The organism is Lyngbya sp. CCY1209 (assembly GCF_055795065.1).
Genome location: NZ_JAYFER010000458.1, coordinates 1 through 23,526 on the forward strand (window position 1 = coordinate 1; position 23,526 = coordinate 23,526).

A 23,526-nucleotide genomic window follows, 5' to 3' on the forward strand; every position below is an offset into this window, starting at 1 on the left:
AAACGGCTTTTCTATAAGGGTTTGAAAATTTCTGACCCCATTTCAACTGTAACCACGTGAGCGCTCGTTGCTATATCGCAAAAGGCGGGAGAAACAGGGCTGAGGACGGCTATACTGAAAGATTATTGCCGATCGCGGATGGGTTCAGCCCTTCGGCCCGTCCAAACCTTGACGGCTACTGCAATAATGGGCAAATTTCGGGAATTCAATCTATCCAAAGTTTGGGAGTTTTCGGCATGACAGAAAGTCGCAATCTGACACGGGGACAAATGGAGAGAAAGTTGTCTCAAGACATTCAAAAGCTGTACCGTCAGGAACTCGGCCACCAACCTCAAAAAATCGACTGTGATATCTCCAATGACCGGATCTGCATCGTTGTTGAAGAAAGTCTCACTCAGCCCGAAAATTTACTCAAAAACTCGGGACAAAAAGATTTATCCCGAGAGATTCGCTCTAAATTGGATGAGGCTATTCAACCCCAATTGAAGCAATTGATTCAAAATGAGTTGAGTATAAAAGTCCTGGATGTCTTGATGGATACCGAGTTGGATACGGGAAGGTCGGGCATGATTTTTGTGTTGGAATCCGCCCCCCAGTTGCGCCCCAAAGCCTCTTCGTGAACAGCCCAGATGGGGAGGAATTGGGAATGGGGAATGGGGAATAGGGAATGGGGAATGGGGAATGGGGAATGGGGAATAGGCAAGCTAGCAATAGGCAATAGGCAATAGGTAAGGGGAATGGGGAATTTTTCATTTTTCATTTTTCATTTTCCCTACACTCCACCCCCTGATTCGCCCCTATTTGACCGCCACCACCGCTTGAGGCTCAAACATTTTCGTACTCAAATACCGCTCCCCGCCGCTGGCTTGGATGGCGACGATCGCGCGATCGCGGCACTCCGGACGCGCCCCCACCGACAGCGCCGCGGAAACCACCGCCCCCGTCGAAATCCCGCTCAGAATCCCCTCTTCGGCCGCCAGATGCCGCCCCATTTCGTAGGCGGTTTCCTCGCTCACCCGGACAATTTCATCGATCAAATCCACCCGCAAAATGTCGGGAATGAAACCCGCACCGATGCCCTGGATATCGTGGATGGCGCGATTTTCGCCGCTCAACACCGCACTCTTTTCCGGTTCCACGGCGATAATTTTCAACTCCGGTTTTTGCCGTTTCAAATAGTAACCCGCCCCCGTCAAAGTGCCGCCGGTTCCCACACCGACGACCAAAATATCGACCTTCCCCTCTGTGTCCGCCCAAATTTCCGGGCCGGTGGTTTGGTAGTGAATTTTCGGGTTGGCGGGGTTGCTGAATTGTTGGGGGGAAAAGGAATTGGAAATGCTGGCGAGGAGGTCGTTGGCCCGGGCGATCGCGCCCGCCATATCTAATTTAGCCGGAGTGGTGACAACTTCCGCCCCGTAAGCTTTCAGCAGTTCCATCCTTTCCCGACTCATATTGTCCGGCATGGTCAAAATCAGTTGATAACCCCTCGCCGCACACACCATTGCCAGTCCGATGCCGGTATTGCCCGAAGTCGCCTCGATAATCGTGGAAACACCGGGTTGGATTAATTGGGCTTTTTCTGCTTCTTGGATCATACTCCCCGCGATCCGATCTTTGATTGAACGGGCGGGGTTTAAACCTTCCAATTTTAGCAGTATTTCCGCTTCGCAATTGTAGCGTTTCGGCAGGTTTCGCAATTGGACTAAGGGAGTCCTGCCGATCGCTTCGGTAATATTATCGTAAATTTTCATGGCTTTCTTTTAAATGGTTTTAAAATGATTTTTGCAGGCAAGATGCCGGCGCTACTCGTACTCAGATTAACAGGATAAACCAGACGGCAACAAACCCCACCATCAAAACAATATGGGGAAGATTTTTCATCCAAGGACGGCGGGTAATTTTCAACAGGGGAAAGAGGCTGAATGCCAAAATTGATAAGAGCGTCACGCCCTGGAGAAACTGCGCCACGTCCAAACTCCAGGTCAGGGTAAACCACCCGTCCCCGCCGAAGCCGAACGTGCGGGCGGCGACGGGCAGAATCCGACCCGCCTCGGTCATCGCCGAGGGCAAATAATAGGCGAGATTCCCCGCCAGCACCATCGGCAGATAGGCGTAAATTACCGTTTTGTAATCCGGCATTTCCGGGTCGAAAAATCGGGCGATTCGGTGGGCGGAATAGGTGAGGATCAGGGGGATTGATAACAGGACGCTGACCACGGGAATCGCGATCGCCAAATGGTCGGAATCGATCGCCAGATCCCCCCAACCAAACCACCCCAAAATCGCCTCCGACCGGTGCATGAACACCCCCCCGAACAGCAACAGCAGCAGGGCAATTTCCGCCCAAAATCCCCGGTGTCCCTCCCAAATATCCGCCGCCGGAAACCGGAAATTCAACTGCCCCGACCGGTTCGGACAGGCCTTGATACAGGTCATGCAAAACATACAGTCCCGGTTGTCCGGCAACTGGGCCGGGTGGGAATACAGCGGACATCCCCCCGTCGCCTGTCCCTCCGTGGGCAGGGCGTCGGGAAAATTCACCGGCGTCGCATCGCTGCCCCGGTAGCAGCCAAAGGTATTGCACTGAGTCCCGCAGACCTGCGGGGTCGATCGCAATTCCACCATCGCCAACTTGGCGAACATCCCGTTCATCCCGCCGATGGGACACAGGTGGCGACACCACAGGCGCCGTTCGTAGATGACGCTACAAATCACCGCCCCCGCCGTAATAATCAACAGCAGCCAAGCCGACAGGTAAGCCGTATGGGGCAGGTCCCACAATTTTTCCCAGAGGTAAATGGCGACGAACCCCGCCCACAGCACCCAGGCGCCCCACTTGTTCAACCATTTATTCGGCCAGGGCAACAACTCCCGCGGCCAAATCCACAGGGACAGTTTCCGCACCCACTCCCCGACGATCATAAACGGGCAAACCGCGCACCACAGGCGGCCCACCACGGGAAACAGCAGCAGGTAAAACGGCCACCACCAGGCCCAAAACAGGTTCAGGGCGATATTAGAATCCCGGGTTTGGGGGCCGACCAACCCCATGATGGTGACGGGGACAAATATTATCATCATCGGCCACCAGAAGCGCTCCGGCCACCAGTCACTCAGCAGAAATCGCCGCAACCCGGGAATTTGGTTGAGCAAGTCCACCCGGAAGGCGTTCTTTTTGGACTCTACGGACCAGAGCACCTGTTCGGGAATCACTGAGTGCCCCTCCGGCGTCATGGCTGCGGCCCGTTTGAGAATGCCCTCCAATTCGGTGATATTACCGGGATAGTCGTAACTCAGCAGGCGTCGCAAGTCGGCCTGGTCCAGTTGCAGGGGGGCCCGCCCCCGTTCCCGGCAGAATTGGTCCAGGAAATGGCGGGCGAAGGCGGAGATGTCGGCTTTCCGCTGGGGGAGGGAGAACAGTTTGATCGTGTGGGCGTCGATACCGGAAATTGAGAGTTTGCCGGGACTCGCGAGGATCAGCCGCACCGAGAAGGGTTGGGGCGCGCGCTCCATGACTTGCTGCTGAATTTCCACCGGGGCGTTGGGGATGGCGTTCCCGGTTTTGAGGTAGTGGGCGAGACGATCGCGATCGCCCCGAGTCAGCAGTTGGATATTATCGATGACCAGGGTGCCCCGTTCCAGCAGTGCGATCGCCCCCTGTCGCCCGTCGTAGCGCCCGAATAAAATATCCGTATTCACCGCTCCCGCCCCGTCCCGGGGCAGTTGGGCGCAGTCGATTTCGGCGAAGGGGCGATCTTTGAGGCCAGACCCGGCGTGGATAATCCCGGCTAGGAAGGTTTTCCCGCTTCCCGGCGGCGCGTGCAAAAACACGGGTTTGAGATCCGCGGCTGCCTGTTGCACCTGTTGGGCGAGTTTCCGGGCGGATTTACTCTCGCCGATAATTGTTTCTCCGACGGGAACGGGGCGGACGTAGGGTTGCAATCCCTGGATGCGGGCCTGTTCCTGGGCTAGACGCCGGGAAAATTTCACCAAATCCTGGGCTAAAAGGGTATTGATCGCGCCGTTAATTTCGGGATGCTCGGTTTTGAGTTCCTCGAAGCGATCGCGGGGCAAAAACCAAATTTCGCTGCGGGCGATGGCTGCGGCTCCGGATCGGTAGCTTTCCGCTTCCCCCCCCGCCCCGAGGGAGATGTGCCCGAACAGTTCCCCGGCGTTGCGATAAATAATGTGGGTTTTGCCCACCGGGGATGCCCGGTAAATTTCCACCGTCCCCCACTTGAGCAGGTACAATCCCAGGGGGTTGGCGTCTTGTTCGTAGATGGTGGCGTCGGGTTCCACTCGCAACAGTCGTAGGGACTCCGCGATCGCCGCGATCGTCTCGGACTCGAGTTTTCCCCAAATCCGATGGAAACTTAGCCAGGTGATGCAGTCTTCGATCTCCTGGCGATCGGGTTCGGGGTGTTTGGGAGAAATTTGCAGTGTCATTTTGAGGGCGTGGGATGATCCGCAGATTACGCAGATTGCACAGATTTAATGGAAGGGTGATCTGTGGAAATCTGGGCGATTGGGGAGAGGATTTTGAGTGTGGGAACATTCAGAACGGGTAGTAGGGGCAGTGCCTCCGCGCCTGCCCTCCACTTCTTACCCCCGTCGCCGATTCCCTAATACCGAGTCCCGACTCCCTATTCCCTTCTACTTTACCGCCTGGGGGTGCAGTTGGGCGATTGCTTCGGCGAGGCGTTTTTGGACGGCTTGGACTTCGGCTTCGGTGTTCTGTTCTATTCCCATCGCTACCAAAATTAACCCCAGTTCCAGGGCATCTTTGGGATTCAGAATCATGCCCAATTCTTCGGCGTGGGCGAGGACGCAGGGTTGGTCATCTTTGCCCCGTACTTCAAAGTTGAGGTGAATGTTGGAGGTGGAAGCGTCCCCCGGTTCGGCTTCGAGTTTGGAAATTTTATTGCCCACTACCGTGGTACTGGTGACGTGACTCATGACGGTGATTTCGTCGGTTTCCAAATTGCGTGTCAGCGGGTGAATCGTCATGGCATTAACTCCTGTAAATTTTATGGTGAACGATCGAATTAAATCAGATGGGGAATAGAGAGAAAATTTACAATTTTTTACTGTTAACTTTCCCCACACCCCACCGAGCACACCCCACACCCTAATTAAATTGCAATCGGGTCCCTACCCGGCAGTCGATGCTGCGTCCGAGACGCCACAAGTGTGCGATCGCGTTGAGTCCGGTACAGTGGTTGGCGCCGATCAGTTGCACGTCGTAGCGTTTTAGGGCGGCGACGGTGGCTTCGAGGCGATCGCGGTTCGCCCGCAGCAGGTGCATCCCCCCCAAAACGGCGTGTATTTTTTGCTTCCCGGTGATTTGGGAAATATAATCGAGGGTGTTGATCGTGCCGGCGTGGGCGCAACCTAAAACCACCACCAATCCCTCGGGCGTTTCCGCGAACAGGGCTTGATCGTCGGGGAGGCGATCAATCAAGTGGTGGTTCCCATCTTGCCAAAAGTCCCCCCCCGTGTCTTCTGAGGGGTGGCGGCGGGGAATGGGTCCGGTGAGCCACAGCCCCGGGATGATTTCTGTGGGGGTTTCGGTCCACACGATCCGCTGCGTGTTGGCTTCAAGGGTTTGTTTGTCCTGAATCGGCGAACCGATCGCCCCCCGGGGACTGTATTTGGGTGCGATCGCGTCCGGGTGCAGGAATAAAACCGCATTTTGGGTTTCTTCAAATACGCACGGCAAGCCCCCCGCGTGGTCATAATGACCGTGGCTGAGGGCGATGGCGTCCGAGTCCCGCAAGTTGATTCCCAGTTCTCGGGCGTTGTGGCGCAGCGCGTAGCCCTGTCCGGTGTCGAACAGAAGGTTGTAGCCGTCCGCCTCGATCCAAAAAGACAGCCCGTGCTCCCCCAGCAGTCCCCTCGCCCCTGCTGTGTTTTCGACGAGAACGGTTATCGTCAGTTGCTCGATCATGGTGCGATCGTCTCCTTGTCAACATTTTACGGCGAACGGACGGATTAGCCAAGCCCCACCGCCGATCCGGCTCCCCCGGCGGGAAGCCGTCGCACACCCATGTCAACTCTATCACTAGATACTCAACTAATCAAGATTTTTTCCCATCTGTCCCCGCCCCCGGCCAATTTGGCAGTTGAAAAAGGCGATCGCTCCGAATCCCAAATCCCCCTCAAATTTGCCGTTTAAGCGGAGCGAAAAAAGGGAGAGAGTCGGCGCGGAGCATCTGATGGGATGGGGGGGACGGGGGGAGTCAGTCGTCGTTGGAGCGCCCCAAAATAGCCAAATGGCGAATCAACCCAAGCTCTCAGTAATCGGCTATCAGCTATCAGCTCGAGGTCAACGTCCCACGACCTTTAAATTTAGGAATGTGGGAAGATGCCGAGTCTTCTTGCGGTTCCTATATTGACACCAACAGGAGAGCTGGGCTAGAATCCACAAGGGAGCCGAATTCGTCAGGGAAACACGGCAAATGAGCGGGGGGGGGAACGACGAATCCAATTCCGAAATCAACCCGATCGCGATCGCACAACAGCCACCAGAAATTGAGAGTCATCGTTGGAGCGGGAGTCGGCTTCTTCCCGACCGAAACCCAAGGAGTGTGATCGACTGCAAAACCAAAAGATTTGAGGAAAATTAGGATGAATATTCCCGTTTCACTGTGGATACTTGTCGCTCGGACGGATGTCTCTTATATGCTACAGACAATCCCCCATTTGATCCGCAGTTGTCGCCATCCCTTTGCCGAGCGTGTTTTGGCGATGGACACGGCTCCCCTGAGCGGATTTATGCCCGGTCGATATCGGGTGGGAACTCAACAAGAACTGGAGGCGGCGTGCCAAACCCTGGTTGACCGGGGAGTCATCGACAGAATCGTCAAGATCGATTACGATTCGACTCAAATTCAAAACGTCTATCAAAAGTATTTCGGTGTGGAGCCGGCACAACGGATGCTCGACCACACGCACAATTGGAAAGGTTCGACCGTTTATGCCTCGCTGTACTGTATCGAAGCATCTGCCACCGATTATTACCTACATTTTGATGCGGATATGCTCCTGCACCAAAAAGCCGATGGCGACTGGATTAATTCGGCCGTCCGGTTGATGGAATCCCATCCTAAAATTGTGACAATCCGCCCCTTTTGCGGTCCGCCGCTGCCGGAAGGTCTACCCTTGCACCTGGCCAATGCGAGCCAAGAAGAAGGCTTTTACGGCCACCAAACGTTTAGCATGAGGACCTATTTGGTCAACAAGCAGCGCTTTGCCCGACTGGCTCCCATCCCCTTGATGTGGAAATATTACCCGATGCTGTCGAGACATCTTCCCCCGCCCTTTCAATCATCATTTGCCAAAGTTGAGCGTCAGTTGCGGCCCCAAGTCGAACCCATTCAAGGGGCACTCGAATCGTTCGAGGTGATGACGAATCACCGGCTAAAAAGTGCGAATTTTATCCGGGCGGATTTATCCTCGACCGACGCCTGGACGTTGCACCCCCCCAAACATAATTATGATTATCTGAAGGCGCTGCCAAATCTGATTAACTTCATCGAGCAGGGGGAATATCCCCCGGGTCAGGCGGGTTCCTATGATGTGCTGTTAAATGAATGGTCCGAATGGCTAAATGCCGAAGAAGCGATCAACTGTTGATTCGATATCGGCAAAAAAATGTCATCAACATGGGTTCATTGGGAAATGCGATCGCAAAATATCGAAAAGGTGAAGGTAAACTCGATGGAAATACGCCCATCAATTCGGCTGGTAAAAAATGAAATCATTCAAAAATATCAAAATTTTAGAATTGATACCACCGAGAATCCCTACTATCTGGTCGGTCGAAGCCGACCCTGTCGCATCCTTTTTATCCTGAGCCATATGCGCTCCGGCTCTTCCTTATTGACTCACATTCTCAACTCCAACCCCGACATCATTGGCTACGGTGAAACCCACATCCAATATACTTCGGAAATCGACTTCAAGCGTTTGATGTTAAAAGTCTATTGGGAAGCTCAAGAGTTCCGGACTCTCCGAGATATAAAAAACTTGAGCATGAATCAAAAATACATCTTAGATAAGGTTTTACACAACAACAAATTTGCGGACGATGAATTTCTCTTGTCGGACAACTTGTACAGTATTTTTTTGTTGAGAGAACCCCGAAGAAGTTTAGCCAGTATCGCCTCACTTAAACCCCATCTCAACGAAGAACAAATCCTCAACTATTACGCGGGACGATTGTCCATGTTGGAACAGTATGCCCGACTGATTGACAGCAAAAAGCGCAGTTTATTGATCACCTATCATCAGATGATCAAACAGACCGATTTGGTTTTTGAAGCGTTGCAGAAATTTTTAGAAATCGGGGGTGGTTTTTCCGAGGACTATCAACTGCTTAAAACCACCGGGATGCGGCACGTGGGAGATCATCAAGGAAATATCAACGCCGGCCGTATTGTGAGAACCCCAAGACCCCTGGAAACGCAACTTTCTGAAGACGCAGAAAAAAAGGGTCGGGAGTCTTTCGAGCGATGTGGGGCTACTTTATCTCACTATTGCAGCACGGTTGACTCCCTGTGCGGAAGTTAAGACCGATGTAAAAGTCAAAAAAAAATGATGCCAAAAATTGTTCAATTTCTCCCCAAAAAATTCGGGTCTCTCGGCCGGATTCTTTGTTGTCTGTTGCTGTTCTGTCTCACCGTTTTCTGGTTCGATACCGACGGGGCCCGCGCCCATCGGCCCCACGACGACACCTACCACGTCGAACTCTCCCCCAACTACGGTGAAGATCGAACTTTATTCATTACAGTGAGAGGGAACTTGCTCAAGTCAACGGATGCGGGGGAGACTTGGGAGCGGGTGTGGAAAGGATTGAATAACCGAGCCAATTTATTTTCGATTTCGATATCTTCAAAAGATCCCCAAACGGTCTTCGTGTCCTCTTTGGGTAATGGCATATATAAATCCCCCGATCGGGGCCTTTCGTGGACCCAGGTGAACGAAGGTTTGGACAATCTGAGTATCGATTTACTGGCCAGCTCTCCACAGGCTCCCAATCTGGTCTTTGCCGCCGGCGAGGAGAAAGGACTTTATAAAACGAAAGATGGTGGAAAGCGATGGTATTCAGTTCTCGAAGATGCCGGCAAAGTGACGGTCGTCGGCTTTTCGGCTGCGGCGACCAATCCGGTGGTTGCCGGGGACAATCGGGGCAGCATCTACCTGTCTCAAGACGGAGGTGAAACTTGGCAAAAACAATTTGAATTGGAGGGGGGTGGGGCGATTAATGCCGCGGCGTTTTCCCCCAATTTTGCCGCCGACAATACCTTTTGGATCGGCACCGAAAATGAGGGGATTTTAAAAACCGAAGACGGCGGGGTTTCTTTCTCTAAGGTGAACCGGGGTCTGTCCGATCGCTCCGTCAGAGATCTAGCGATCGCCTCCGACGGTTCCCCGGATTTTACCCTGTGGGCCGCCACCTGGGATGAGGGCATCTTTTACTCCGAAGATGGTGGAAATCGGTGGCAAAAGTCGAGCCGGGGGTTGACCAAAAGCGAGCAGGCAGATGAACCTCAATTTGACAAACCCCATTTCAACGATTTGGAATTTTCCGATACCTTTGACCGGGATGGAACGATCTTTTTGGCGGGGTTCAACGGGATATTTAAATCCCCAGATGGGGGCCAAGTGTGGCGAGAATTGGACGCCCTGTCGAGCCGGTTGGTTGTCGGCCTCGCCGTCTCGCCGGACTATCAAGAAGATGGGACGATCGCCGTCGCCGACTATGTGGGAAAAGCCCACATCAGCCCCGATGGCGGCGCGACTTGGCGGCCGATGAAAAAAGGGTTGGAAGTGCCCCGCTTTACCCGCAATTTTCAAGAACCGATCGACGACCCGCGCCGGTACTTTGACATCGCATTTTCGTCCGACTATCGGTCAGACAACACCGTGTTTTTGGGTTTTTTGCGAGATTTTTTGGGTCGGTCGGGCGATGGCGGCGAGAGTTGGGAAATTGTCCGATTACAAGGAGTTCCCGGCAAATTTGTCCGGGGGACGATGATTGCCGTCTCTCCCAACTTTGCGGGCGATCGCACCCTGTACCTGGCCACCAATCAGGGGACGATATACCGGTCAACCGACGCGGGGGGCAGCTTCTCGATTTTACACAATTTAGATTCTCGATTGACCGCTTTTGTCATCTCCCCCAATTTTGCCTCGGACCGGACGCTTTACGCATCGGGGAGCGAGGGAGTATTCAAGAGTGTCGATGGGGGCGAATCGTGGCGGGAGATGACCGACCGCGCTGACTCCACCGAGAGGCGCTGGCTGGAGTTGGCAATTTCGCCCAACTATCAAGTCGATCAAACCCTGATTTCGGGGACGAACCGGGGTTTGTTTAAAACCGCCGACGGCGGTCAAAGTTGGACCCCAATTGCCGGATTACCGGGGGGAGCAAATAGCTATATAGAGGCCGTCGCGCTGTCGCCCGACTACGGGAGCGATCGCACATTTTTGACGACCGTAAGGGGAAGGGGAACGTTCAAAACTGTCGATGACGGCGACAGCTTCACTCCCATCGATGAGGCGGTGTATTTAGCCCGAATTGACAACGTACCCTCCGCCTCCGTGCCGATCAAATTCTCGCCCTCTTACGCCGTCGATCGCACCATCTATGGCTTCGGTTCCCCGGGGGGAAAGGTGTTTAAATCGGTGGATGGCGGCGAAACCTGGGAAACGGCGATCGTGCCGACCTACGAAGTCGGCGACTACGATCCGTTCACATTTTTGAGTCTGGCCCTCTACGTCCACGGCGACAACTTATTGAAACTCCTGGCCGCCGCCGCCGTCGCCCTGTTGACTTATTTTATGGCTGGCAAAACTGGACTGGAGAAACGGTTGCCTTTGAATAAAGTACAACTCCAGATGGGGAGTGCATTTTTTGTCTTTTTGTTGGCTGTTCTATCGATCAAAAAATTTCTGTAATGTCGCGCCCACAATCTCCTTCAGAGACGACGATGAACCTCGCAGCCATCCCGTTGATTTCGCCCAAATAACAGCCGACCGAGGTTGATTCCAATCATGCTATTTAATTCCCCCGAATTTATCTTCCTGTTTCTGCCCGTCACTCTGATCGGATTTTTTCTAGTCGCCCGTTGGAAGGGCGGATTGTTCGCGATCGCGTGGTTGGTTTTTGCCTCCCTGTTTTTCTACGGATATTGGAATCCCAAATATCTGATCTTAATCCTCTCGTCTGTCGGCATCAACTATTTTCTGGGTGTCAAACTCGGCGGCAGTTGGGAGCGTCCTTTCCGAAAAAAGGGGCTGTTGATTTTTGGGATTGCCCTCAACCTGGCCGCGATCGGCTACTTCAAGTATGCCAACTTTTTCGTCGAAAATATCAACGCCATCGGCGGCACGAATTTTCAGTTGGGTCAAATCGTCCTGCCCCTGGCAATTTCTTTCTTTACGTTCCAGCAGATCGCCTACCTGGTGGATGCCTACAAGGGAGAGGTCGCCCCGACCAACTTTTTTCATTACTGTCTGTTTGTCACGTTTTTTCCCCAACTCATCGCCGGACCGATCGTCCACTACCAAGAGATCCTGCCCCAATTTAAGCGCCCGGAAATTTATCGGATCAAATCGGACAATCTGTCGGTCGGAATCACGATTTTTTCCATCGGTTTGTTTAAAAAGGTCGTCCTGGCGGACGGCATCGCGGCCTATGGAAACCCGGTTTTTGCGGCGGCGGCACAGGGCGAAAACCTGACTCTATTGGTCGCCTGGATGGGGGCTTTGGCCTACACGTTTCAACTCTATTTTGACTTTTCCGGGTACGCCGACATGGCCATCGGTATCGCCCGAATGTTCGGCATTCAACTGCCCCTCAACTTTTACTCCCCTTATAAATCGGTCAACATCATCGATTTTTGGCGGCGCTGGCACATGACCCTTTCCCGTTTTTTGCGGGATTATTTATACATCCCGCTGGGGGGTTCCCGCCACGGCAATGTCCGGCGATATCTGAATTTGACGATCACCATGCTGTTGGGGGGACTTTGGCACGGCGCCGGATGGACGTTCGTGATTTGGGGCGGCCTGCACGGCGTTTACCTGACGGTCAATCATGGTTGGCAAAATTTCCGCCGCGGCCTCGGACACGATCTGAAAAAGTCTACCTGGTGGGGGAGCGGAATGGCGCGGCTCGTGACCTTTGCCGCTGTCGTTTTGGCCTGGGTTTTCTTCCGAGCCGAGAGCTTGGACGGCGCGATCGCCATGTCCGGGTCCATGCTCGGATTCAACGGCTTCAGTTTATCCGAAGACGGATTTATTTTCCCCAAGAAATTTTTTGCGATGCTTTTGATCATCGTTTGGTTTTTGCCCAATACCCAGGAACTGCTCCGCGATTACAACCCCGCCCTGGAAACCTACAAAATTGACTCCGACCGGCGCTTCTTGAAACAACTGCGTTGGCGGCCCGCCTACGGTTGGGCGCTGTTCACGGCTGCCCTCAATTTACTGTGTCTGACTCGACTCTCCCAGGTCAGCGAATTTCTGTATTTTCAGTTTTAAATCATCATGAAATCTAAACTGTATCTGAAACTCTGGTTTTCGTACTTTTTATTTTTGTGCATTTGTTTCGCTTCTTTCAACTGGATCGTCGATCCCTTTGGTATTTTCGGAGCGATACAAATCGAAGGGTTTAATACCCTGAAGCCGGACTTCAGCGAACATCTCCGCCTGGGGAAAGCCGCGATCGCCGCCCGCTTGGCACCCGGGGGAGTGATTTTGGGTTCGTCCCGGGCGGAACAGGCTTACGATACGGAGCATCCCGGCTGGAATTCTCAAGTCCGCCCCCGCTACAACTTGGGGTTGTCGGCGGCCAATATGTACGAGATTTTACGTTACTTTCAACATACCCACGCCACCCGGCCCGTCCGACAATCTGTCCTGGGACTCGATTTTTTCGTCTTCAATATTTATCGAGAAAATAAACCCGATTTTAGCGAAGATCGGCTGGCGGTATCCTTGGCGGGCCGGCGGAATTTGTGGACGCTGCGCGGCGATTTTTTTCCGGTACTTCTCTCCAACGACGCCTGGAAGGCCAGCCTCAGAACGTTTCGCGTCCAAGATCCGAGTTCCATTCATACGCCTTACTTACCGAATGGTCAGCGGAGTTGGCAAGATAAACCCCAACGAATTTTAAAAAAAGGGGGGCATCGCAAGGCTTTTTTGGCGAACGAAAGTTTATTTGCCAATACGCTCTACCTGCCGGCTCCCCGGTATAAATATGACTTCGTCAATCCGGAAACGGGCGAGTCAAATTGGCAGTATTATCGCCGGCTGCTGAGTACGGCTTATCGGGATGAAGTGGATTTAATTTTATCGATCAACCCCTGCCACGCCCGCCAACTAGAACTCATTGCCTCCCTCAACTTGTGGGACGAGTTTGAAATGTGGAAACGCCAGTTGGTCGAGATCAACGAGCAAGAGGCGCGGCGCCACGATCGCCCCCCGTTTCCGATTTGGGATTTCAGCGGTTACACCAGCCTGACGACGGAGGCAGTTCCGGCCCCAGAAGACCAAACGACCTCGATGAAATGGTACTACGAATCCTCTCACTTCAGCAAAGAGTTGGGGGATTTGGTGTTGGATCGGGTCTTCGACTATCGGGAGACGGGACGGGATCTTCCCGGGGACTTTGGGGTGTTGTTGACGGCTGATAATATCGAAGAACATTTGGCGAAAATTCGCCGGAACCGGCAACGCTATCGAGAGACGCACGGGGAAGATGTGAAGGAAATTGAAACGATCGCCGCCGAGGCGGAACGACGTCGGCCGGATTCTCACGCCGACAAAAATGCCGAATAACTAAGACCGTCCTTGCTGCCCAGTTGGAAGCCCCAAGTTTGTAATATGAGCCGAACGGTATCACAGATTTTCGGGGACGTCAATAGTCGCGATCGCCTTGATTTTTTTTGTCCCGAGAACAGACGGGGTTGCTGATAGCTGGGAACGGGCAAAGATAGGGGAGTCGATCATTGTGGTAGGGGCGCAAGGCCCGGCGCCCGGATTTTAGATTCCCTGGCCACCCCCCGCACCCGGGATCCGATGCAAAGTTCCTATAAGGTCTTTCGCGGCGGGGTGATGCCCCGTTTGTTCAGGCGTTCTTCTAAGTCCCGCAGCAGGGTAAAATCCGCCTCCGGCAGGGGGTGGGCGGGACTGCCCAGGTAGCCCATTTGGGAGGTTTCGTCGGCTTTGAGGAAGTCGAACGCCCGCCGAAATTCCTCGGGGGTGGCTTCTACGGGGGCGTCGAAGTGGCAGGGGATGATCCGTTGAAAATTCCACCGGGCGACGCGATCGGCCCATTCCAGGGTTTCTTTGGGCGCCCGGTTCAAAATCAGGGTTTGGAGTATGGGGGCGACGAAGATATTTCCGCCCCGCCGCAGGGCGTCGAAGGCCTGTTTCCAGCCCGGTTTCCACTGGAAGGGAAATAAACCAAAATAGGCTTTTCGGGAGCGATCGCGGGCTTTTAAGGCATCTCTGAGGGCCTGTTTGAGTGCCACCGCTTCCAGGGCGCTGGGTTGGAAATAAAAGGCGAAAAGGGAAATTCGCTGCCATCCTTTTTGGCGGGTGGCGGGGGTATCTTCAATGATTTCATCGCCGCGATCGCGGGCGTGGAATAGCAGGGGATAGGGGTCGAGATCGACGATTTCGGGGGGATTTTCGGGGACGGAAACGATGGTATCTGTGACTAATAATGTTTGCGATCGCCAGTGGAAAAAGGCGACTTCCTCGAAGGGGCCGAGTCCCAAATCAATCGGACCTAAAATGGCGTAGCTGAATTCCCGCGAAAAGGGGGTTTCGGAACCGTCCCGGGGCAGGATGTGGGTGCGTTTTTTCGGCAAACCCAGCCAACTCAGCGGCAGTTTGAAGGGGTAACTCCACTGGTCCGGGGCGACGAAAATCTCAGCTTTGGGAAATTGGCGGGCGAAGGGGGCGACGAAAACCTTGTGTTCGAGGCCGGAAACGGTGGGGAGGATGATATAGCGGATGTCGCCGTGTTGGGCGACTAACTCGCCCACCAGGCGGATGCACTCGCGGGTGGGTGCGACGGGGGCGTAAACCAGTAGTCCGCCCGTGTCCATGCGGATCACCGTCATGCGGATGGGGACGGTAACGTAGAGGATACCCTGAACTTGCTCGAAGCTCCAGACGCGATCGGGGACGACTTCCCGGCGGATCGTCCGCCGTTGGCCGAAGGGGTACAGGGGGACGAGGGGCCACCAGGGCCAGCGCCAATCGGAAGGGTTGAGGGCGCGATCGGATGGTTGGAACGGATTCTGCACGGATCGATGGGTTGATCTCTATTATTTTAGATTATCAGAGAATGGGGGATGGGGGGCAGGAAATCGGATTTTTATCCGCAGATTTCGCAGATTTTCGCAGATGATGGGTTGGGGATGGATTGAGAGTTGTCAGGTTTTTCCGCACTGGTTGATCGGAATTTGAATGAGGAATTCGGCGCCTGAACCGGGTTGGGAATTGCAGAGGATTTTTCCGCGATGTTTTTCTTCGATAATTTGGCGGGAGAGGGAGAGTCCTAAACCGGTGCCGACGCCGACGGATTTGGTGGTGAAGAGGCGATCGAAGATTTTGGCGCGGATCGGTTCGGCGATGCCGGGGCCGTTGTCGCGGATGGAAATGATCGCGATTGGGTTTGAGGGGTCGAGGGAGGTGGCGATCGCGATTTGGTTGGGTTCGGCTTCTATTTCCGCTTTTGAGAGTCCCTGGTTGGATTCTTCTAGGGCGTCGATCGCGTTACTGAGGAGGTTCATGAACACTTGGTTTAATTGTCCGGGATAACAGTGGATTTCGGGTAAGTTTCCGTAGTTTTTGATAACTTGAATTGCGGGACGGCGATCGTTGCCTTTGAGGCGGTGTTTTAAAATCAGCAGGGTGCTGTCGATGCCGTCGTGGATGTCGAATTCGACCTGGGCATCCGTGTCCGACCGGGAAAAAGTTCGGAGAGAGGTGCTAATTTGAGAAATCCGACGGGTTCCCTCTTTCATGGAAGAGATCAGTTGGGGCAGATCTGCCAACAAATAATCCAGGTCTATTTCATCGATTTTATCCGCAATTTCTGAGTCCGGTTGCGGATTTTTTTTCTGGTACAGTGACAACAGGTCGAGCAAATCTTGGATGTAGTCTTCCGCGTATTTGAGATTGCCGGAAATAAAATTGATCGGGTTGTTGATTTCGTGGGCGACCCCGGCGATTAACTGTCCCAGGGCTGACATTTTTTCGTGGTTGACCAACTGATCTTGAGTCCGCTGCAACTCTTCGAGGGTTCGTTGGAGATTGGCGGTCCGCTCTTCGACTCGGTGTTCGAGGCTGTGGGTCAACTGTTGCAGTTCCGCATTTTTTTCTGCCAAGTTTTGGGTGAGTTGGCGTATTTTTAAATGGACTTTTACTCGGGCTAAAACCTCCTCGTGTTGAAAGGGTTTGGTGATGTAATCGACGGCTCCCAATTCCAAGCCTTTGACTTTGTGTTCGACATCGGAAAACGCCGTCATAAAAATCACCGGAATCTCCCGCGTCGCGGGATTATCTTTCAGGCGTCGGCAGGTTTCAAAGCCGTCGATTCCGGGCATTTGAATGTCGAGCAAAATCAGATCCGGCGTCGCCTTCTCCAGGTTGGAGAGGGCCGCTTCGCCGGAGTTCGCCACCAGCACTTTGAAGCCGGACTCCTTGAGCAAGTTGAACAGAACTTTGATGTTGGTGGGCGTGTCATCGACGATCAGGATCTGAGCTTGCCGTTCATTATTCATCGAGATGCTCTGAATATTGGTTGACCAAAATTTGAATTTCTTCCATGTCGAATTCTTGGGCGAGTTGCAGTAGGCGATCGCCGAGAGCGGCCAATTCGGGCGACAACTGTTTCAGGCGAGTTGCCGATCGCTCGATATTTTCGACATCGCCAATGGCGGCGGCATCTTGGAGAGTCGCCAACTCCTCGGCGGGTAAGGGAACCCGAGTCCAATCATCCACAACCGATTCTGTCGCCGGAGGCTCCAGGTCGGCGGATTCCGATCGCTCCTCGTAGATCCATTCTAAGCTAAGACAATCTCCGATTTTCTCGAACAATTCCTCGGCGTGGACGGGTTTGGGAATGAAGGCATCGCAGCCGGATTCCTCGCTTTTTTGGCGGTTCATGTTGAAAACGCTGGCCGAAGAGGCGAAAATCGGAACCCGTCCGAACTCGGGCAGGCGCCGCAGCCGCCGGGCCATTTCAAAGCCGTCCATCACCGGCATCACCAAATCGGTGATAATCAGATCCGGGGGAGTTTCCACGGCCCGTTTCAAGCCGCTTTGACCGTTTTCGGCTTCCCGGACCTCGAATCCTAGGGGGGCGAGTAAATTGCCGACGACGGAGCGATTTTCCCAGCGGTCGTCCACGATCAGGATACTCCGCCGCGGCCCCCGGTAGCCGACGATCGCCCGTCGGGTGGGGGAAACCGGGCCGAGAGTCCAGGTGGTGGCGACGGGGAGGGCGACGGCGAATTGAAACGAGCTCCCCCGTCCGGGTTGACTTTCGACGGACACCTCCGAGCCCATCATCTGCACGATTTTGCGGGCGATGGCTAGGCCCAACCCCGTCCCCTCGGCCATGCGGTTGCTGTCCCCTACCTGTTCAAAGGGCTGAAAAATGCGATCGAGTTGTTCGGGGGTCATGCCGATGCCGGTATCTTGAACTTGGAAGCGCAGCGTCACCATTTGGGAATCGGGGTCGAGATTATCCGAGGCTTCCACGTTCAGCGTCACGCCGCCGGAGTCGGTAAATTTGATGGCATTTCCGATCAGATTGATCAACACCTGGCGCAGGCGTTTTTCGTCGCCGATAATTGCCGTGGGGAGGGGCGTGACATCGCGGTGGGTGAAGGCGATTTCTTTTTGTTCGGCGCGGATGCGGCAAATTTCCACCACCCCCATTAAAAAGGTTTGCAGGTGGAAGGGTTTGGGAGACAATTCTAATTTTCTGGCTTCAATTTTACTCAGGTCTAAGATGTCGTTAATTAAGGTGAGGAGGTGGGAGCCACAGTCGTGGATGATTTGCACTCCGTCCCGCCGTTTGGGGGCTAGGTCGCGATCGCGCAATAAAATTTGAGTGTAGCCGAGGATGCCGTTCAAGGGCGTCCGCAATTCGTGGCTCATATTGGCGAGAAATTCGCTTTTGGCTTGGTTGGCGGATTCCGCAATTTCCCGCGATCGCTGGGCCTCTTCCTGGGCGGTTTTGCGATCGCGAACTTCCTGTTTTAACTGTTCGTTCGAGAGCACCAAAGCTTCCGTCCGTTCTGCTACCTGCTGTTCTAAATTTTCCACTAACGACCGGATGCGATCGGCCATCGCGTTGAAACTTTCGGCCAGCAAACCTAACTCGTCTCCGCTGTCGATTTTTGCCCGTCCCTGCAAACTTCCGGCTTGCAAATCTCCCGCCACCCGGGTCAATTTGACAATGTTGGTCGTGAGACTATCATTTAACAGTTTTGCGATCGCGGCGGCCAGGAGCAGTCCCGCGAAAATCGTCGCCCCCAAAATGGTCGCTGCCAGTTGGCTGGTGTGCTGAATTTCTCGGCGGGCTCGTTCCACTTCCTCCCCCGCCAACGTCACTAACTCCGCCGCGATCGGATCGATGGATTCGGCCTGCAATTCAAAGTCCCGAAACCGCCGCCGGATCTCCGCATCTATCTGGAGCATTTGAGTCGCCAGTTCGCGATAATTTTGCAAGCTTTTAAAAGCCTTTTCTTTGTCTTCCAAACTCAGGGTCTGGCTCGTCTCAATTTCTTGGCGAAGTTGGGAGGCGACATTGAAACCGGACTGCATGAATGGCCGTTGCTTCGTCACCAAATAGTCTTTTTCATAGAACTCCATTTGCAAGTAGAGGTCGGTTAACTCGTCTTCCTTTCCCTCCAACTGTTCCCGTAGGGACGAGGAAACCTGGTTGATTTTTGCTACCAGTCCCGTTTCTTCGGCGGCGAGAGTTGTCACCAGTTCCACGGATTCTAAAAATGTATTTGAATAGCGCTTTGCCGACGATAAAAATAGGTTGATATCGGATTGCTTTGCCTGAAAATTTTGGCCGAATTCGGACTTAGAAGTTATTTTTTTTAATTCATAACTGAAGGTGATGACTTCCGCAATATGTTTGACCGCATTTTTGGCGTAGGTGTCCCGGGCCTCTGCGAATCCGATTTCCGGATATCGCAGGAAAAAATCTCGCTGGTGTACCCGGGCTGCCTGTAGTCCGCGATCCATTTCTAAAACCAGCCGTTGAATTTCGCTGCTGACCACAATGGCGGATTCCGTTTTGCGTCGCACGATTACCAGGGAAATGTAGCCGGTAATGCCCAGCAACATCATCAACAATAGCAACACTGCAAATGCACTGGTAAACTTGGTGGTTATGCTGATATTTTTCCAGCGTTTATGAATTTTTTTGAGCGGATATTTCATCAAATTTTTTCGTTCCAATTGTAAGAGGTCTGAGGCTCGTCAAGCGAATTTAAACTGTTCAGCACATCCTATACCCTGATTTAATAAACGATATTTCGACTCAACCCCTTCACCCCCGCTTTCGGATCGTCGAGGCGGTAAATGTTGAATTCGATCGCACCACAATCGCCAAATTGGTCGCAGGTGAGATGACCGGTGAGTCCCGGAAAGTTTTCGGTCGAATAGAGGGCTTCTCGCAGTTTCTGACGCCCGATGTGGAGGGTTCCGTCGGGTTCAGCGATCGCGACATCAGCGATGGTATCCAAAAGCAAATTTGTCGCGTCGCTGGCAAAACTGTAGAGGGTGGTGAGGGGCGGTTCTTTATATTTGGATTGGTAGGCGGATTCGAGGGCTTCGATTTCGGGGCTGGACACTAAAGCGGGGCCGGCTATATAAGTGCCAATTCCGTCGCTTCCCGCCTGCCGAATAAATTGTTCCGACATCAATGATTCACCCCCCAAAAACATCATATTTTCTCCCCCTTCCGAGTCGATCATAGATTTTGCCTGCCGCATTAATAGCAGGCTTTTCTCCGGCTCTCCAAAGGGAAAAAATAATAATTTTGCTGAAGAATTAAAGACGGATTTTAGGGCGGGTTTCAAGTCTAAATCTTCCGGATTAATCGTCCCGGAAAAGGCAATTTTACCGCCGATATTGGTGAAGGCTTGGTGAAAAATTTGGGTCAGACTTCGGGAGTATAGATTGTCCATATCAAGGGTTGCCACGGCATCAATTCCGAGTACCCAGCGAGCAAATTCGGCGGCGACTTTCCCGGTCGTTGCGTCGTTATAAATCACTCGAAAATAGCCCGCTTGCCAGTCCTGACCTCGGATCTGACCTATGGCGGTCAGGGAGGGGGCGGTGTTGGCGCTCGAGATCATCACCAGTCCCGCTTCCGACATGATTTTGCCGGCGGTGACGGCGGCGCCGGAACAGTTGGTCCCCAAAATGGCGATCGCCTGGGGGTCGGCGACAATTCTCAGGGCACCGTTCGCCCCCCCCTCCGGTGAACAGCGGTCGTCTTCCACTTGCAAAATAATGGGGCGATCGAGTAATGTATGATCGCGCTGCTCTACAACCAATTGAATGGTGCGGGTTTGATCCGTGCCGCCGGGGGCGGAACCGCCACTGAGGGTCTGGAGAACGCCGATTTTGATCGGTTCTCCGGGGGGGATGGTGACGCAACCGATCGCGTCCGTGCATTCAAAGGGCTGACTCGACGGTTCGCAGCCATTCAACAGCGCGACAATTCCGATTAATACTGGCAACAGAGGAAACCTGAGTTTGAACATAATAACAGGCTCAATTCGGCGGAGTTTTTCATTGGGCGACAGTCCCGAGGGCGATCGATGCTCCCTGATGCCGAGTTGGGAAATACCGAGATACTGATCTAATTTAACATTTCCCCGTGAAATGTAGGGGCTCGCTGGCATTCGCCCTCCCCTATTTCTCCCCTTTCTACAGGAAAACAAAACTCTCAGGAAACCGCTTTTTCAACGGTGCCAAAATCGGACAGGGGCGCTGTTCCTGCAAGCTGTCCGGGCGCTGCCAGGAGTAAGGAGCTAAGGCGGATGCCGACATCCATAATAGCCGTTTTGCCCGGGTCATCGCCACATATAACAGTCGATATTCTTCGGCGGTTTTCAGGTGTCCCGCCTTTTCCCAAGCCGTCGCCACGTCGGGGAGGGGACGGCGATCGTGCAAGTTGGCGCGAATTTGGGCGCGGGCAACTTCGGACAGGGTAAATTCCCCCAAAAATCGCGTCTGGGGAAGGACTCGCAGGGTTCCGGGCAGGATTCCTTCGTGCAAAAAGGGAAGAAAAACGTAATCCCAATCCAAGCCTTTTGCTTTGTGCATCGTGACAATTGTTAATTGCCCGGGACGGGTGAAAATACTCTCGTCCGATCGCCCCTCTTCGTCCGCTTCTACGGGTTCAAACCGTTCCGAACTGACAATTTCATCCAAAACATTTAAAATGCCCGGTAAGCTCTGATTTCCGCCGCACTGCTGGGCGATTCTGGCGGCGAGTTTGTCGGCGGTGGCGAGTTCGCTTTTTTCGTATTGCAAAGAAAGGGCGAGGAAGGAAATCAGTTGGTAGGGCGGCAGTTCAAAACGGGCTTGCAGGAGGCTGCAACACAGTTGGCGACAGCGGCGAACGGCGTCCGACTGGGGGGGATCGAGGGGCCCGGGGTAGAGAAATTGTTCCGGTTGGGCGGCGAGGGCGTTAAAATCCTGGTTGGGGATGCGGTTGCGATCGCTCAATACTTTTAACGTCGCTTTGAGATAGTCGGGGGAGTGGGGGCGATCGATAAATTGCAGCAACCGCAGCAATTCTTTGGGGATGTGGGATTGTCGGGCACTGGTGGACGCATCGTAAATCGATATCGAATGTTTTCCCCAATTTATTTCTAAATTATATTCCTTCGGATTTTGCAGCGCATTGGCGATAAATTCACCCTGGCGATTTTCCCGCACCAGAATGGCGAATTTACCCTCGGGATGCTGTTCGTAAAGCTCGATTACCCGTTTTGCAATCAATGTGACGGTGTGATATATATCGTGGGGGCGGTACAGTTCCAAACCCCGTCCGACGGCGGGGGGATTGGCATCGACTTGGGGATCGTTTGCGTCCACGGGGCGGATCGCCTGTTCCCGAAACGGCTGTTCCTTCCCCGCCAATTGGGAATCATTCACCCACCTCAAAACGAAGTTCGCAGCATCGATAATAATAGCACTGCTGCGCCCCGCCCGATCCATCGTCGCCAGCCGCCCAAAGTCGTCGCAGGTTTCGCAAAATTGCCGGAAATAGATCGGATCGGCGGGGGTAAATGTGGAGTTGATCGCCTGGTTGGGATCGCCGACGCGCACCAAATTTAAACCTTGTAAATCGGTTATATTTCCACCCGGTTCACAGGCTAAAATTTCCAGCAGTCGGCTTTGCAGTGGCGTGGAGTCCTGGGCTTCATCTTCAAACACTGCAAAAACCCGTTGCTGCCAACTCTGGCGCACGGCGTCATTTTCCAGCACCCGCAGGGCGCCGAGAATCATTTCGTCGTAGTCGATGAGTTGCTGTTGTTGCAGCAGAATTTGATAGTTTTCGTACAATCCCGCCGCCACGTTTAGGATATCGTAATCGTCGGGAATGCGATCGCCCAATTCCCGCAACATTTCGGGGGTGAAACCGGAACTTTTGGCTTCCTGAACGGTTTTCCAAGCCAAGTCCGGCAACACCTCCGTCCGCAACACCGATCGCCGTCGCAATCGTTCGGTTTCTTCCCCGTCGAATTGCCGCCCTTCTATCAGGCGTTGATAGGCGCGGGGATTTTTGCCGATCCACTGTTCGACGCAGGTGCGGATCAGGCGGTGGCTGGGGGAGGGCAGGGCGAGGGTGGAGTTTTCCAGGTCCAACCCCGAAAGTTCTCGATGGCTGGTGGCGATGTAGAGGGCGAGTCCGTGCAGGGTGTGGACGACGAAGCCGACGGGGGGCAGGGCGAGTTTGAGGAGATCTTGGCGAATTTTGGCGCGGATATTGCCCGCGGCGGAACGGGTGAAGGTGACGACGACGAGTTGGCGCCCGGGGTTGAGTTGGTGTCGTGCGATCGCCAGGGCTGCCGCCGCGGCCATGCCGGTGGATTTCCCGGCGCCGGGCACGGCGGAAACGGCTAGGGGACCGGCAACCCAGTCCGCCATCCGATCCTGTCCGGGACGCAACCGGGCGCGGATTTGCTGGGCGATATTCCGGCGCCGTTCGCTCGGGTCGGGGGGTGCATCGGGGGAAGGGTTGAATGGGGGTTTGCGATCGTCGGTCACACGCTTCGCCCAATTTAGCATTTGCGCTACACTTTAGCGGATTTTCGATTTCTTGTCAAGTTTTAAGCGGAAATCGGGGCATTTATCCCCTCTAAATTAGTAGTGGACTGTTTCATCTTAAATGAGGCGATCGGATCTGAATCCACAGGCAAGATGCCCGATGCTCCGTTGGGAATTTTGCCTCAT

15 protein-coding genes are annotated in these 23,526 nt (G+C 53.8%); 6 read left to right on the forward strand and 9 right to left on the reverse strand.

Annotation, left to right across the window (positions count from 1 at the left end; all coding sequences use genetic code 11):
- Positions 1 to 236 precede the first annotated feature (236 nt).
- On the forward strand, positions 237 to 620 hold the full coding sequence (locus AC0QHF_RS14505) for a Na-translocating system protein MpsC family protein (protein WP_324704938.1): 384 nt from the start codon (positions 237 to 239) through the stop codon (positions 618 to 620).
- Positions 621 to 797: 177 nt separating this feature from the next.
- Here the strand turns inward: AC0QHF_RS14505 and cysK are convergent, their stop codons facing one another.
- The 4 genes from cysK to AC0QHF_RS14525 form a co-directional block, all read right to left on the reverse strand.
- The gene (gene cysK / locus AC0QHF_RS14510) at positions 798 to 1,751 is read right to left on the reverse strand and encodes a cysteine synthase A (protein WP_324704939.1); all 954 of its coding nucleotides are present in this window, start codon (positions 1,749 to 1,751) and stop codon (positions 798 to 800) included.
- Positions 1,752 to 1,812: 61 nt separating this feature from the next.
- Positions 1,813 to 4,446, reverse strand: coding sequence for an AAA-type ATPase lid domain-containing protein (locus tag AC0QHF_RS14515; RefSeq protein ID WP_324704940.1), 2,634 nt, complete (start codon positions 4,444 to 4,446; stop codon positions 1,813 to 1,815).
- Between the two features lie 207 nt (positions 4,447 to 4,653).
- Positions 4,654 to 5,007: a hypothetical protein gene (locus AC0QHF_RS14520; protein ID WP_324704941.1), complete on the reverse strand. Its 354-nt coding sequence runs from the start codon at positions 5,005 to 5,007 to the stop codon at positions 4,654 to 4,656.
- A 121-nt stretch (positions 5,008 to 5,128) separates the two neighbouring features.
- Positions 5,129 to 5,947 (reverse strand): MBL fold metallo-hydrolase, encoded by an 819-nt coding sequence (locus AC0QHF_RS14525; RefSeq protein WP_324704942.1) that lies wholly within the window; start codon positions 5,945 to 5,947, stop codon positions 5,129 to 5,131.
- 734 nt (positions 5,948 to 6,681) lie between these two features.
- On the opposite strand from AC0QHF_RS14525, the gene AC0QHF_RS14530 reads away from it, so the two are divergent.
- The 5 genes from AC0QHF_RS14530 to AC0QHF_RS14550 all read left to right on the forward strand — a co-directional run bounded on the left by AC0QHF_RS14530 (position 6,682) and on the right by AC0QHF_RS14550 (position 13,848).
- Entirely contained in the window at positions 6,682 to 7,635 is a 954-nt protein-coding gene (locus tag AC0QHF_RS14530; RefSeq protein WP_324704943.1) for a hypothetical protein, read from the forward strand.
- Between the two features lie 18 nt (positions 7,636 to 7,653).
- Positions 7,654 to 8,571 carry a sulfotransferase gene (locus AC0QHF_RS14535; protein WP_324704944.1) on the forward strand — a complete coding sequence of 306 codons (918 nt, stop codon included), beginning with the start codon at positions 7,654 to 7,656 and terminating at the stop codon, positions 8,569 to 8,571.
- 24 nt (positions 8,572 to 8,595) lie between these two features.
- Entirely contained in the window at positions 8,596 to 10,962 is a 2,367-nt protein-coding gene (locus tag AC0QHF_RS14540; protein ID WP_324704945.1) for a WD40/YVTN/BNR-like repeat-containing protein, read from the forward strand.
- Positions 10,963 to 11,058: 96 nt separating this feature from the next.
- On the forward strand, positions 11,059 to 12,549 hold the full coding sequence (locus tag AC0QHF_RS14545) for an MBOAT family O-acyltransferase (protein WP_324704946.1): 1,491 nt from the start codon (positions 11,059 to 11,061) through the stop codon (positions 12,547 to 12,549).
- 6 nt (positions 12,550 to 12,555) lie between these two features.
- Positions 12,556 to 13,848, forward strand: a complete 1,293-nt coding sequence (locus AC0QHF_RS14550; protein WP_324704947.1) for a hypothetical protein — start codon at positions 12,556 to 12,558, stop codon at positions 13,846 to 13,848.
- 251 nt (positions 13,849 to 14,099) lie between these two features.
- Here the strand turns inward: AC0QHF_RS14550 and AC0QHF_RS14555 are convergent, their stop codons facing one another.
- The 5 genes from AC0QHF_RS14555 to AC0QHF_RS14575 form a co-directional block, all read right to left on the reverse strand.
- Positions 14,100 to 15,326 (reverse strand): DUF4336 domain-containing protein, encoded by a 1,227-nt coding sequence (locus AC0QHF_RS14555; protein ID WP_324704948.1) that lies wholly within the window; start codon positions 15,324 to 15,326, stop codon positions 14,100 to 14,102.
- 129 nt (positions 15,327 to 15,455) lie between these two features.
- The gene (locus tag AC0QHF_RS14560) at positions 15,456 to 16,808 is read right to left on the reverse strand and encodes a hybrid sensor histidine kinase/response regulator (RefSeq protein ID WP_324704949.1); all 1,353 of its coding nucleotides are present in this window, start codon (positions 16,806 to 16,808) and stop codon (positions 15,456 to 15,458) included.
- A complete protein-coding gene (locus AC0QHF_RS14565) occupies positions 16,801 to 19,491 on the reverse strand; it encodes an ATP-binding protein (RefSeq protein WP_324704952.1) in 2,691 nt (896 codons plus the stop codon). The genes AC0QHF_RS14560 and AC0QHF_RS14565 overlap by 8 nt, the downstream gene beginning before the upstream one ends.
- A gap of 80 nt (positions 19,492 to 19,571) precedes the next feature.
- On the reverse strand, positions 19,572 to 20,798 hold the full coding sequence (locus tag AC0QHF_RS14570) for a branched-chain amino acid ABC transporter substrate-binding protein (RefSeq protein WP_324704950.1): 1,227 nt from the start codon (positions 20,796 to 20,798) through the stop codon (positions 19,572 to 19,574).
- A 190-nt stretch (positions 20,799 to 20,988) separates the two neighbouring features.
- Positions 20,989 to 23,361, reverse strand: a complete 2,373-nt coding sequence (locus AC0QHF_RS14575; protein ID WP_324704951.1) for an ATP-dependent helicase — start codon at positions 23,359 to 23,361, stop codon at positions 20,989 to 20,991.
- Positions 23,362 to 23,526 lie beyond the last annotated feature (165 nt).